The following is a 12,957-nucleotide window of genomic DNA, read 5'->3' on the forward strand; positions in this document are numbered from 1 at the left end:
TATCAATCTTTAATCAAGGAACTACTCAATGTCCGCAAAAGAAGTTAAGTTCGGTGATGATGCCCGCGTTCGTATGATGAATGGCGTCAATATCCTCGCCAATGCCGTCAAGACCACCCTCGGCCCCAAAGGCCGCAACGTGGTGCTTGAGAAGTCCTACGGTGCCCCCACCGTGACCAAAGATGGCGTTTCTGTCGCCAAAGAGATCGAACTCTCCGACAAGTTCGAAAACATGGGTGCACAGATGGTGAAAGAGGTCTCCTCCCAGACCTCCGACGTGGCCGGTGACGGCACTACCACTGCCACCGTACTGGCCCAGGCGATCGTTCGCGAAGGTCTGAAGGCGGTTGCCGCCGGGATGAACCCGATGGACCTGAAGCGCGGTGTCGATAGCGCTGTCTCTGCCGCAGTCAAGGAACTGAAGTCGATTTCCAGACCCTGCTCTGACGACAAGGAGATCGCCCAGGTCGGTACCATCTCCGCCAACTCCGATGAGAACATCGGCAACATCATCGCCGAGGCGATGCAGAAGGTGGGCAAGGAAGGCGTGATCACTGTGGAAGAGGGTTCCGCCCTCGACAACGAGCTGGATGTGGTAGAAGGCATGCAGTTCGACCGCGGCTACCTCTCCCCCTACTTCGTCAACAACCAGCAAAGCATGACCGCCGAGTTGGAAGACCCCTACGTGCTGCTGCACGACAAGAAGATCTCCAACATTCGCGACCTGCTCCCGGTGCTGGAAGGTGTGGCCAAAGCGGGCAAGCCGCTGTTGATCGTCGCCGAAGACGTGGATGGCGAGGCACTGGCGACCCTGGTCGTCAACAACCTCCGCGGCATCGTCAAGGTTGCCGCCGTCAAAGCCCCCGGTTTCGGTGATCGCCGCAAGGCGATGCTGCAGGATATTGCGATCCTCACCGGCGGCACCGTGATCTCTGAAGAGGTGGGTCTGAGCCTGGAGAAGGCTGGCCTGAGCGAGCTGGGCACCGCTAAGAAAATCGTCATTACTAAGGACGAGACCACCCTCATCGATGGCGCCGGCGCCGAGAACGACATCAAGGCCCGGGTCGAGCAGATCCGCGCTCAGATCGAAGAGACCAGCTCCGACTACGACCGCGAGAAGCTGCAGGAGCGTGTCGCTAAGCTGGCCGGCGGTGTGGCCGTGATCAAGGTTGGTGCCGCCACCGAGGTCGAGATGAAAGAGAAGAAGGCTCGCGTCGAAGACGCCCTGCACGCCACCCGTGCTGCGGTGGAAGAGGGTGTGGTACCCGGCGGCGGTGTTGCCCTGGTGCGTGCCCTGCAGGCGGTCAAGGCGCTCAAGGGCGACAACCATGATCAGGATGTGGGCATCACCATCGCCTGCCGCTCCATGGAAGAGCCGCTGCGCCAGATCGTTGCCAACGCTGGTGGCGAGCCGTCAGTGGTGCTGAACAAGGTGGGCGAGGGCGAAGGTAACTTCGGCTTCAACGCCGCTAACGACACCTACGGTGACATGATCGAGATGGGTATCCTCGATCCCACCAAGGTGACTCGTTTCGCGCTGCAGAATGCCGCCTCTGTGGCCGGTCTGATGATCACCACCGAGTGCATGGTGGCCGAAGAGGCAAAGGATGAGCCAGCTGCTGCACCCGATATGGGCGGCATGGGTGGTATGGGCGGAATGGGTGGCATGGGCGGCATGATGTAATCATCCTCCCCCATCCAGCCTTAGCCTGGAGAAGCCCCGCAGCGAAAGTTGCGGGGCTTTTTTTGTGCCTGTAGCACCGCTCATGCCACAAATGGCAGATTATAGGGCGGGCCATGCCCGCTGGCAGCATTGGGTTGGCGCCCATGGGGCGCCCTATGTAACAGACACGCGCCCGCCGATTATTCATTGCCAATGTCGGTGGGTAGTTTCAAATCTCCACCCCAATCGCTGGGTAACCACCATTCCCCTACGTGGCGATGAAAGGTAGACCAGGGCCAATCGACTACGCGTTCTACCAGCCCATGTTTGAGCGGGTTTATGTGGACGTAATCGAAATGCCGAGCGTAGTCGATTCCATTATCGATGTGGTGGCCAGAAACGTGGCTGCCAATAGGGCGAGCATGCGGCCCGCCGGCAGCGTTGGTTTGGCGCCTATGGGGGCCCTATTCGTATGCGCCGATATCCGGTGCCTTGCCGTTGTATTTCAGGCTCACCCCTTGACCCTTGCGCCAACTGAGGGGGTGGTCGAGGCGCAGGGTGTTTGTCGCGTAGTCGATGCTGATGATCCGTGTGCTTTGGGTATCGCCATCGAGCTGGATCTGGTCGCCCTGTTCGCCGGGGATGCCGAAGCCGTCGTAGAAATAGGCGGCATCTTTTACCTTCATCTCGGTGCCGCTGCCGGCGCTGCTGGTCTGGGTGAGAAAAGTACCGGCGTCGATCAGCGGGCTGTCGTCCCGCAGGCGGTAGTCGTGGTTGGCTGGGTCGATGAAGTGGGGGGCGGCGATCACCAGGCCGTGCTGAAAGTTGGGGTCTTGCCGGTTCATCTGGGTGATGGTCAGCTGGGGGCGCTCCGGGCCGCGGTTGCCGTTACCGTAGATCGCCAGGTAGGGACCATCGCCGCTGGCGCTGATGATGGCGGTGTGGTCGAACCGGTAGCCGTCGCGGCGGTCGAGGTAGAGCTGCACCGGCTTGCCCTTGAGGATCTGGTTCCACCAGGCCCAGCGGCTGTCATTGTTGACGAAACGGCTGCCGCTGAGCAGGTTGTTGGTGAAGCGGTTATCCTCAAACTGGCCACCCTTGCGGCTGCGTTGCAGCCAGATGCCGGCGAACTGGGAGGCGTAGAAGAGGTTGTTGTAGACCCGGTTGCCCCAGTTGTGCCGCGCCTCCTTACCGTAGAGCGCCATGCGCAGGCCGGGGCCGGTGGTGTCGTGGAAGCGGTTGTGGCGGATGATCCCCTGCTGACCGGCGTACTGGATGCCGGAGAAGGGGGACTTGTTGCCGGAGTTGGCGGTGTAGTCGAACTCGTTGGCCTCGATCAGGTTGCGCCGGGTGGCGTTGTATTTGCGGGTCTTCACCTGACCATCGCAGTCGTAGACCTCGCCGCCCTTCTGTCGCTCATTGTAGAAGTAGTTGTTGCGCAGCACGTTGTAGTTGCCACAGCGGATATCCCACAGCGCGTGGTGGGCGTTGCGGATGGAGTTGCCCTCCACCAGGTTGCGCTCTGAGTCGACCAGCGAGAGCGCGTCGTCCGCGTTGCCTTTCAGGGTGTTGTTGATGAAGCGGTTGTGGCTGGCGTGGAAGAAGAAGATGCCCGACTTGGAACCGGCTCTGTCGTAGGCCTGGCTGAAGTGGTTGTCGCGCACGATGTTGTTGTGGGCCTCCAGGAAGTAGAGCCAGCGCCCTACCTTCTCGACATTGAAGCCTTGGATCACTACATATTCCCGGTTGCTCAGGTCGATCGCTGGTTTTAGCTTTTTACCGGTGATGATGACCGTCTCCGACTGGTAGTTGCGGAAGGTGACAAAGTTGCCCTCAGTGCCGGAGTTGCGCACCTTCAGCTGCGCCTTGAAGCGGCCCTCGCGAACATAGACGGTGTCGCCGGCATGGGCCGCTCTGCTTGCCTCGTCGAAGGAGTTATAGGCGGTGTCGCTGCCGCCGCTACAGCTGCGGCTCTCCGGGGTGTAGTTGGTGCAGCTCGACTTGCCGATCTGGTTGTCGACGAACAGGCGGTTGCCGTTGCTGATGGCCGTTGTCTGATCCGCGCTGATCCCAAGTGTGGGTGGTGTGGCCGGGCTGGGGCTTCCGCTATAGGCGGAGGGCGTTAGCCCCGAAAGCGAAATGGAGAGAAGCAGAGGAAGCAGGTTGCGGTTGTCCATGAATGCCCTTTCTGAGAGTGCTGAGGTGGCACTCTATTGTAGGGCTTGGAGGGAAAGGAAATCCTTGTTTTGTTCGTAAGCCTGGTGGAGTGGCCGACTGTTTGGCAGCTGTATAAGGCGGGCCATGCCCGCCGTCAGCATTGGATTGGCCCCCCCCTCATTGACAGGATCTAGCCTTCGGACTCGAAGGCGCCGATATCCGGTGCATTGCCGTTGTACTTTAGGCTCACCCCCTGACCGCTGCTCCAGCTCAGAGAGCGGTCGAGGGTCAGGGTGTTGTTTGCGTAGTCCACTGCGACCACGATGGCGGTGGCGCTGTTCCCCTCCAGCTGGATCTCGTCGCCCTGTTCGCCGGGAATGCCGAATCCGTCGTAGAAGTAGGCGGCATCTTTTACCGGCAGGGTGGTGCCGCTGCCAGCGCTGGCGGTCTGGGTGAGAAAAGTACCGGCATCGATCATCGGACTGCCTGCCTTGAGGTGGAAGTCACGCCCCCCTTCGTCAACAAACGCCGGCTGCGCAACCATGTTATTGCGGAACTTGCCGGGTTCGTTGCTGTTCCACCAAGCGACAGAACGTTGTGGATCGATGCCGGATTCGCGAAAGCCGTTGCCGTAGGTGATCAGGTAGGGCTGGTCGGGGTTGGCGTGGGCGAAGGCGTTGGTGTCGAACAGGTAGCCTGAGTCGCGGCTCAGGTAGAGCTGCACCGGTTCGCCTTTCAATTCATTGTTCCACCAGCTCCAGCGGTTGTCGTTGTTGACGAAGCTGCTGCCGCCGAGAATGTTGTTCTTGAAGATGTTGTCGCTCACGCTGTGCTTTGGTTGGATCCAGACGCCGGCGAAGTCGGAGTTGTGCATAACGTTCTGATAGACCCGGTTGCCGGTGACATGGTTGGCCTCGGTGCCGTAGAGTGCCAGGCGAAGGGCGGGGCCGGTGGTGTCGTGGAAGCGGTTATGGCGGATGATGCCGTCCTGGCCGCCATACTGGATGCCAGAAAAGGGCGACTTGTTGCCGGAGTTGGCGGTGTAGTCAAACTCGTTGCCCTCGATCAGGTTGTGCTTGGTGGCGTTGTATTTGTAGGTTTTGACTTGGCCGTCGCAGTCGTAGACTTCGCCATCCTTCTGCCGTTCGTTGTAGAAGTAGTTGTTGCGCAGCACGTTGTAGTTGCCGCAGCGGATATCCCACAGGGAGTGGAAGGCGTTGATGATACTGTTGCCCTCCACCAGATTGCGCTCCGAATCGACCAGCGAGAGTGCATCGTCCTCGTTATCTTCCAGGGTGTTGTTGATGAATCGGTTGTGGCTGGCGTGGAAGAAGAAGATGCCCGCCTTGGAGCCGGCCGAGTCATAGGCCTGGCTGAAGTGGTTGTCGCGCACGATGTTGTTGTGTGCCTCGAGGAAGTAGAGCCAGCGTCCGACCTTGTCCACATTAAAGCCCTGGATCACCACATACTCCCGGTCGGTCAGGTCGATCGCCGGGGCCAGTGTGGCGCCGGTGATGGTGACCGTCTCCGACTGGTAGTTGCGGAAGGTGACAAAGTTGCCTTCAGTGCCGGAGTTGCGCACCTTCAGCTGCTCTTTAAAGCGGCCCTCGCGCACATAGACGGTGTCGCCAGCCTGGGCCACAGCGGTCGCGCCGTCGAAAGTGTTGTAGGCGGTGTCGCTGCCGCCGCCACAGCTGCGGCTCTCGGGAGCGTAGTCGTTGCAGCTTGAGCTGCTGATCTGGTTGTCGACGAAGAGGCGGTTACCGGTAGCGATGACTGCGGCCTGATCCACGGTAATCTCAAACGCCGGCAGTGAGACCTGGTGGGTGCCGTCGCTGACATGCACCCGAATGCCGCTATGATGGCCGAGATCACCTGCATGCGGGGAGCCGCTGATGGTGCCGGTGACGGCATCGAAGCGGGCCCAAGCCGGCAGGCCGCTGACGCTGAAGGTCAGGGGATCGCCATCCGGATCGCTGGCCGCCGGAGTAAAGCTGTAGCTGCTGTTCTCCTCGATGCGGCTCGGCGGGGTGCCGGAGATCTCGGGTGCCCGGTTGGCGGTTGTGGTCGATGTGGTGGTTGAACTTGAATCGCTGCTGCCAGTACCAGAGGTGAAACCTGTGGTAGTGCTGATGGCGATCGAACTACCGCTAGAGCTGCCGCCTGAGCTGCTACTGGTGTTGGCAGTGGTGCTGCTTACCACTGTACTGCTGTCGTCACAGGCGGAGAGCAGTAGCCCTGAAAGCGAAGTGGAGAGAAGCAGAAGTAGCAGGTTGCGGTTGTTCATGAACGGCCTTTCTGAGATTGCTGATGTTGCGGGCTAGAATAGGAGGTTGCGGGAAACAAAGTCCTTGCCTGCTTCGCAATCCTGGTGGGCAGGAGCGCCTGACAGTCGGGAAATCTTACAAAATGTGAACCGCTTTCGGCCTGGGTGGGAACCCGGTCCGCCACGAGGGGGATTGTGCGGCGTTGAATGGCGGTGTTTGCGGATTCGCAAAGTCGTGGTGGCTATGGCGTTGTTACCATTAGTAACCCGTATTACCTGTTGGTGAAGAGAGATGGACAGAGGAACTCGCAACTACGTGGTCTTTTTGGTTTTGCTGGTGCTCGGTCTGGCGCTGCTGTTCGGCTATGAAAGCCCGAAAGTCAGCGAATTGAACCAGCGTCTCGCAGCTGATCCGGAGCTGAACAGCTTCAGCTACCGTTTCCGGGTGGTGCGGCTCGATGGGCGCAAGGCGGTGATGAGTACGCCGCGCTCCACTGAGGTTCCGGTGGAGCGGATTCTGCACCTGCTGTTTGACGATCTCACATCCCGCCAGACCAGCGGCCCGCGCTTTCAGCAGGCACAGCGTGAGCTGGCGCGAATCCAGACCAAAGCCCGAGACATGGTGCTGGCCGACCCGGCGGTCGAACGGGTGAGCTGGGAACTCGACCGAGACTGGCTGATGCAGCATGGGGTGCAGCTCGTTCCATAACCGATCATCAGTCTGATTGAGTCGCGCATGGTAGGGCAGTAAGCTGTTCCCTCTTTCCCCAGAGTGGCCAAATTAGGGACTGGTATGTCCGACGCAATTGCCGAGAGTGTGGAGGTGGAGTGGTCCGCCTGGTGCGAGACGCTGGCCGATGCCGGCGAGCGGGTGCCCGATACTGCAGCCCTGGTGGCAGACCTGAAGCGGGCCTGGGAGGCGAGCGGTTATGTGGCGCAGAGTTGCAAGCGGGATCCGGGGCTGCTGCCGGGGCTGCTTAACAGTGGTCAGCTGCAGTCGAGCTACACCGCTGGCGAGATGGCAGGTCAGCTAGCAGAGCGACTGGCGGATGCCAGCGACGAAACCGCCCTGCACAAGATTCTGCGCCAGTTCCGCCGCCAGCAGATGGTGCGCATCATCTGCCGCGACATTGCCGGCTGGGCGCCGCTGGGTGAGACCCTGGAAGACCTCTCCGAACTGGCCGACATCACCATCCAGCAGAGTCTGGTGCTGCTCTATGACTGGACCTGCCGGGAGATGGGTACGCCGCGCAACGCCGCAGGCGAGGCCCAGTCCTTGCTGGTGCTCGGCATGGGCAAGCTGGGCGCACGCGAACTCAATCTCTCCTCCGATATCGACCTGATCTTTGCGTACCCGGAGCCAGGCGAGACCGATGGCCCGCGGCCGCGCAGCAATGAGCGGTTCTTCATTCGCCTCTGCCAGCGTCTGGTGCAGGCGCTCGATACCGTCAACCCAGACGGTTTTGTATTTCGCGTCGACACCCGCCTGCGTCCCTTTGGCAGTGTTGGTCCGCTGGCGATGCACTTCGATGCCCTGGAGAACTACTACCACTCCCAGGCGCGGGAGTGGGAGCGCTATGCCATGATCAAGGCGCGCTTGGTGGCGGGTGATCCGGCGGCGGGTGAGGTATTGATGGCGCTACTGCGCCCGTTTGTTTACCGTCGCTACCTCGACTTTGGCGCCATCGAATCGCTGCGCAAGATGAAGCGCATGATCAGCGCTGAGCTGCACAAGAAGGGTATGGACGCCAATATCAAACTGGGGGCCGGCGGCATCCGCGAGATCGAGTTCATCGGCCAGGCGTTTCAGCTGATCCGCGGCGGGCGGGATTCCGAGCTGCAGATCCGGCCAATCCTACCGGTGCTGAAGCGGCTGCAGCAGAAAGAGTACCTGCCCGAATATGTGGTGCGTGAGCTGGCTGAGGCCTATGAGTTCCTGCGTCTGGTGGAGAACCGTATCCAGGCTTGGGCGGACCGCCAGACCCACCTGCTGCCAACGGATGAAGGATTGCGGCTGCGTCTGGCCCGGGCCATGGGCTTCGGCAGCTGGGAGCCGTTTGCCGCGGCGCTGGCGCGCCATCGGCAGCGGGTGCAGGGGCATTTTGACAAGGTATTTGCCGCGCCACAGGCCGAGGTAGAGAGTGACAGCCAGCCGCTGAGTGGCGTCTGGGATGAGAGTATGGAGCCGGAGGAGGCCCAGGCGGCGCTGGCCGAGGCTGGCTTTAATGCGGTGGCCGAGACCCACCGGCGGCTGCAGCAGTTTCACGGCTGCGCCGCCTGCCGTGGCCTGGGCGCGCGCGGTCGCGCCCGCCTCGGTGAGCTGATGCCGTTGCTGCTGGAAGCGGCGGGGCAGCAGGAGAATCCGGATCAGACCCTGCAACGGCTGCTTGATCTGCTCGAGTCGATCGTGCGCCGCACCGCCTATCTGGCGCTGTTGGTGGAGAGCCCGCTGGGGCTGTCGCAGCTGGTGCGGCTGAGTGGCGTCAGTCCCTGGATCACCCGGCTGTTGTCGCGGCATCCGATCCTGCTGGATGAGCTGCTCGATCCGCGTCGGCTCTACTCGCCGCTCAATCGCCGGGAATTGGAGCAGGAGCTGGAGGTCCAGCTCGCCGGGATCGAGAAGGACGATTTGGAGCAGCAGATGGAGCGGCTGCGCCAGTTCACCCAGAGCAACATGCTGCGGGTGGCGGCGGCGGATATCACTGGACAGGTTCCGCTGATGGTGGTCAGCGACTATCTGACCGAGATCGCCGAGACCAGCATCGTGCGGGTGGTCGAGCAGGCCTGGGCTGCGATGGTGCAACGCTACGGAGCACCGAAGGGGCTGGCGGTCGGCGAGAGCAGCTTCGTGGTGATCGGCTACGGCAAGCTCGGCGGCATCGAGTTGGGCTACAGTTCCGATCTCGATATGGTCTTTCTGCACGCCATTGACGATCAGTTTGCCGAGACAGACGGCGCAAAGTCGATCCCGGTGGAGGTTTTCTATGCGCGCCTGGCGCAGCGCATGATCCACCTCTTCACCACCCGCACCCCCTCCGGCATCCTCTACGAGGTGGATATGCGGCTGCGGCCCAACGGCAATTCCGGGATGATGGTCAGCTCGATGCGGACCTTCGAGAGTTATCAGCAGGAGAAGGCCTGGACCTGGGAGCACCAAGCGCTGATTCGTGCCCGCCCGGTGGCAGGTGACCCGAAGGCGAAGGCACGCTTTGAGGCGGTTCGCCGGCATATCCTCGGCCAGCCGCGGGAGGCGCAGCGGCTGCGCGCCGAGGTGCTGGAAATGCGCGAGAAGATGCGCCAGAGCCTGGATAAAAGCAGTGCCGCCCAGTTCGATCTGAAGCAGGGGCGGGGCGGTATCGTCGATATTGAATTTATGGTTCAATACGCGGTCCTTCGGTGGGCGCATCAACACCCCGAACTGCTGGAGTGGACCGACAATGTCCGGTTGCTGGAGACGTTGTCGCGGCTTGGTCTGCTGGCCGGCGACACCGCGGAGTTGATGACTGGCGCCTACAAGGTTTTCCGTGCGGTCTATCACCGCAACGCGCTCCAGGATCAAGCGGCGCTGATCGCCGATGATCAGCTGACAGAAGAGCGCGCCATGGTCAGGGAGGCGTGGGCCGACCTGATGGCAGAGTAGAAGCATTCGAGGCGTAGTTGATGATAGGAACAATGGCGGATCGCGATGGGGTCATCTGGCTTGACGGTGAGATGGTGCCTTGGCGCGAGGCAAAGACCCACGTACTGACCCACACCCTGCACTACGGCATGGGCGTGTTCGAAGGAGTGCGGGCCTACCACGCTGAACAGGGCACCGCCATCTTCCGGCTTGAGGAGCACACCGAACGGCTGTTCAACTCCGCCCATATCCTGGGGATGCAGATGCCCTTCGATCGCGACACCCTTAACGCGGCGCAGCGGGCGGCGGTGCGCGAAAATAACCTGGATTCCGCCTATATCCGTCCGATGTGTTTTTATGGCTCCGAGGGCATGGGGCTGCGCGCCGACAATCTCAAGGTGCATGTGATGGTCGCCGCCTGGGAGTGGGGCGCTTATCTGGGCGATGACGGCATCAACAAGGGCATCCGCATCCGCGTCAGTTCTTTTACCCGTCACCACGTCAACGCCACCATGTGCCGGGCCAAGGCCAATGGCAACTACATGAACTCGATGATGGCGCTGCAGGAGGCGCTGCACGATGGCTACGACGAGGCGCTGCTGCTGGATGCCAACGGTTTTGTCATGGAGGGCTCCGGCGAGAACATCTTCATCGTCCGCGACGGCGTTCTGCACACCCCCGATCTGACCTCCGCACTGGATGGCATCACCCGCAAGACGGTGATCGAGCTGGCCGGCGAGATCGGCGTGCCGGTGGTGGAGCGTCGCATTACCCGCGACGAGATCTACATCGCCGACGAGGCCTTCTTCACCGGCACAGCCGCCGAGGTGACACCGATCCGCGAGGTCGACAACCGCCAGATCGGTTCCGGTAGTCGCGGCCCGATCACCGAGCGGCTGCAGAAGATGTACTTCGACCAGGTCCACGGCCGCCGCGAGACCCGCCCCGAGTGGCTGGCGTACGTCTAACCCGCTGCTTTTCCAGAGGAAGATCCCATGTCTGAATCCAACGCACGCCCTGTCGGGCAGGAAGTGATCAAGGTCAAGCGTAGCGAGTTGCCGCTGAGCTGCCCGCCCCAAGACGCGCCGCTGGCGGCTATGCATCCGCGGGTCTACCTGCCGATCGAGAAGACGGGCAGCGCGGTCTGTCCCTACTGTGGCGCAAGCTACCAGCTGGACGACTGATCAGCGCCATCGGTTTGGGCTCCGCTTCCCCCATTCTGGTGGTCGGCCCCTCCTGGGCCGGTGATATGGTGATGGCTCAGAGCCTGTTCAAGGCGCTGAAACGGCGCGACCCCGAAGCATCTGTCGAGGTTCTCGCCCCCGGTTGGAGCAAGCCACTGCTGGCGCGTATGCCAGAGGTGGATGCGGCGATCGAGATGCCGCTCGGCCATGGCCGCCTCGGTCTGGCTGAGCGTTGGCGGCTCGGCCATTCGCTGCGCAATCGTGGTTACTCTCAGGCGATCCTCCTCCCCAACTCCCTCAAATCGGCGCTGGTCCCCTTCTGGGCTAGGATCCCTCTACGTACCGGTTGGATCGGTGAGCTGCGCTACGGTCTGCTCAACGATGCCCGCCGGCTCGACAAACAGCGCTGGCGTATGACGGTGCAGCGCTTCGTGGCGCTGGCCCAGCCCGCCGGGGAGCGTGAGCTGCCGGAGATTGAGCCCCCGGCGCTGCAGGTTGACCCCGCCGAGCGCCAGCGGGCGCTGCAGGCGCTGGGACTGAAGAAAGGCGAACGGCCACTGCTGGCGCTCTGCCCTGGTGCCGAGTTTGGTCCCTCCAAGCGCTGGCCCGAGGCCCACTATGCGGAGCTGGCCAACCACTATCTCTCCCAGGGCTGGCAGGTCTGGCTGTTTGGGGCCGACAAGGATCAGCCTGCTTGCGCCGAGATCGATCGGTTGAGCGACGGGGCCTGTGTCGATCTGGCCGGGCGTACCACCCTGGCGCAGGCGGTGGATCTGCTCTCCCTGGCCGATGCGGTGGTCAGCAACGACTCTGGGTTGATGCACGTCGCAGCCGCGTTGGATCGCCGTCTGGTGGCGGTATATGGCTCCACCGACCCCGGTTTCACGCCGCCGCTGAATTCCCGTTCCAAGGTGGTGCGGTTGGGCCTCGACTGTAGCCCCTGCTTTCAGCGTGAATGCCCGAAAGGCCATCTCGACTGCCTCAACAGGCTGCCGGTAGAGTCGGTGATCGATGCGCTGGAGGCGCTACCCCGATGAGAGTGCTGTTGGTCAAGACCTCCTCCCTGGGAGATCTGATCCACAGCTTGCCGGCGCTCAGCGATGCGCAGCGGGCGATCCCCGGTATCCGCTTCGACTGGCTGGTGGAGGAGGGCTTCGGCGAGATCCCCGCCTGGCACCCGGCGGTGGAGCGGGTGATCCCGGTAGCACTGCGGCGCTGGCGTAAAGCGCCGCTGCAGGCCTGGCGCAGTGGCGAGTGGCGGTGCTTCCGCACGCTCTTGCGTGAGCGCGAGTATGATCTGGTGATCGATGCTCAGGGGTTGCTGAAGAGCGCTCTGCTGGCAGTGCAGGCGCGGGGTGAGGTGGTCGGCCTGGATGTCGATTCGGCGCGGGAGCCTCTCGCCTTCCTCGGCTACGACCGCTGTTTCAGCGTAGCCAAGGGGCAACACGCGGTAGCCCGGCTGCGCCAGCTATTTGCTGCCGCCCTTGGCTATCCTCTGCCAGAGAGCGCGGCCGATTTTGGCATCGCCTCTCGCTTTCAGCAGGCCGATCCTGCAGCACCGCCCTACCTCTTCTTTTTGCATGGCACCACCTGGCAGAGCAAACACTACCCCGAGTCCCAGTGGCGGGAGCTGATCGGGTTGGCCGCCGAGGCGGGTTTTAAGGTGCAGCTCTCTTGGGGCAGCCCGGCGGAGCGGGAGCGTGGCCTGCGCCTGGTCAAGAGTAGCGCCAGCGCCAAGCTGATGCCGCGCCTACAGCTGAGTGAATTGGCGGCGCTGCTCGCCGGAGCGGCCGGGGTGGTCTCGGTCGATACCGGCCTAGCCCATCTGGCTGGGGCATTGGGGGTGCCAAGCGTCGTGCTGTTTGGTCCCACCGCAGCGGGCCTGACCGGGTTGATTGGCGCGCGCCAACAGAATCTCCAGGCGGCGATGAAGTGTGCACCCTGTCTGAGGCGGCGCTGCCCGCTGTCGGATCTGGGCGAGCCGCTCTGCTTTCAAACCCTGTCGCCGCCGCAGGTCTTTGCGCAACTGCAGGCGAACATGGCACAGTCGCTTCCTGATCCAGAGTGA

9 protein-coding genes are annotated in these 12,957 nt (G+C 62.2%); 7 read left to right on the top strand and 2 right to left on the bottom strand.

The genetic code is table 11. From position 1 onward, the window contains the following. Positions 1-28 precede the first annotated feature (28 nt). Positions 29-1,684, top strand: coding sequence for a chaperonin GroEL (gene groL, locus L0Y14_RS01510; protein WP_006475646.1), 1,656 nt, complete (start codon positions 29-31; stop codon positions 1,682-1,684). A 443-nt stretch (positions 1,685-2,127) separates the two neighbouring features. On the opposite strand, the gene L0Y14_RS01520 is transcribed toward groL, so the two are convergent. Both L0Y14_RS01520 and L0Y14_RS01525 read right to left on the bottom strand, forming a co-directional pair. Further along, positions 2,128-3,840: a right-handed parallel beta-helix repeat-containing protein gene (locus L0Y14_RS01520; RefSeq protein ID WP_006475645.1), complete on the bottom strand. Its 1,713-nt coding sequence runs from the start codon at positions 3,838-3,840 to the stop codon at positions 2,128-2,130. 170 nt (positions 3,841-4,010) lie between these two features. Then, positions 4,011-6,107 carry a right-handed parallel beta-helix repeat-containing protein gene (locus tag L0Y14_RS01525; RefSeq protein WP_006475644.1) on the bottom strand — a complete coding sequence of 699 codons (2,097 nt, stop codon included), beginning with the start codon at positions 6,105-6,107 and terminating at the stop codon, positions 4,011-4,013. 271 nt (positions 6,108-6,378) lie between these two features. On the opposite strand from L0Y14_RS01525, the gene L0Y14_RS01530 reads away from it, so the two are divergent. The 6 genes from L0Y14_RS01530 to waaC all read left to right on the top strand — a co-directional run bounded on the left by L0Y14_RS01530 (position 6,379) and on the right by waaC (position 12,957). Beyond that, positions 6,379-6,795, top strand: coding sequence for a hypothetical protein (locus L0Y14_RS01530; protein ID WP_005960851.1), 417 nt, complete (start codon positions 6,379-6,381; stop codon positions 6,793-6,795). 84 nt (positions 6,796-6,879) lie between these two features. Then, on the top strand, positions 6,880-9,726 hold the full coding sequence (gene glnE / locus L0Y14_RS01535) for a bifunctional [glutamate--ammonia ligase]-adenylyl-L-tyrosine phosphorylase/[glutamate--ammonia-ligase] adenylyltransferase (protein WP_251859240.1): 2,847 nt from the start codon (positions 6,880-6,882) through the stop codon (positions 9,724-9,726). A gap of 20 nt (positions 9,727-9,746) precedes the next feature. Next, positions 9,747-10,673 (top strand): branched-chain amino acid transaminase, encoded by a 927-nt coding sequence (locus L0Y14_RS01540; protein WP_006475640.1) that lies wholly within the window; start codon positions 9,747-9,749, stop codon positions 10,671-10,673. A gap of 27 nt (positions 10,674-10,700) precedes the next feature. Then, positions 10,701-10,889, top strand: coding sequence for a zinc-finger domain-containing protein (locus L0Y14_RS01545; RefSeq protein WP_005960845.1), 189 nt, complete (start codon positions 10,701-10,703; stop codon positions 10,887-10,889). 65 nt (positions 10,890-10,954) lie between these two features. Further along, positions 10,955-11,926 (top strand): lipopolysaccharide heptosyltransferase II, encoded by a 972-nt coding sequence (gene waaF / locus L0Y14_RS01550; protein WP_305790660.1) that lies wholly within the window; start codon positions 10,955-10,957, stop codon positions 11,924-11,926. After that, the gene (waaC, locus tag L0Y14_RS01555; RefSeq protein ID WP_006475638.1) at positions 11,923-12,957 is read left to right on the top strand and encodes a lipopolysaccharide heptosyltransferase I; all 1,035 of its coding nucleotides are present in this window, start codon (positions 11,923-11,925) and stop codon (positions 12,955-12,957) included. The genes waaF and waaC overlap by 4 nt, the downstream gene beginning before the upstream one ends.

This window comes from Candidatus Endoriftia persephonae (assembly GCF_023733635.1).
In the GTDB taxonomy this organism is placed as follows: Bacteria; Pseudomonadota; Gammaproteobacteria; order Chromatiales; family Chromatiaceae; genus Endoriftia; species Endoriftia persephonae.

Coding starts and splice junctions, on each gene's coding strand:
- L0Y14_RS01545 (WP_005960845.1), top strand. CDS start 10,701: ATGTCTGAATCCAACGCACGCCCTGTCGGGCAGGAAGTGATCAAGGTC.
- L0Y14_RS01530 (WP_005960851.1), top strand. CDS start 6,379: ATGGACAGAGGAACTCGCAACTACGTGGTCTTTTTGGTTTTGCTGGTG.
- waaF (WP_305790660.1), top strand. CDS start 10,955: ATGGTGATGGCTCAGAGCCTGTTCAAGGCGCTGAAACGGCGCGACCCC.
- glnE (WP_251859240.1), top strand. CDS start 6,880: ATGTCCGACGCAATTGCCGAGAGTGTGGAGGTGGAGTGGTCCGCCTGG.
- groL (WP_006475646.1), top strand. CDS start 29: ATGTCCGCAAAAGAAGTTAAGTTCGGTGATGATGCCCGCGTTCGTATG.
- L0Y14_RS01525 (WP_006475644.1), bottom strand. CDS start 6,107: ATGAACAACCGCAACCTGCTACTTCTGCTTCTCTCCACTTCGCTTTCA.
- L0Y14_RS01520 (WP_006475645.1), bottom strand. CDS start 3,840: ATGGACAACCGCAACCTGCTTCCTCTGCTTCTCTCCATTTCGCTTTCG.
- waaC (WP_006475638.1), top strand. CDS start 11,923: ATGAGAGTGCTGTTGGTCAAGACCTCCTCCCTGGGAGATCTGATCCAC.
- L0Y14_RS01540 (WP_006475640.1), top strand. CDS start 9,747: ATGATAGGAACAATGGCGGATCGCGATGGGGTCATCTGGCTTGACGGT.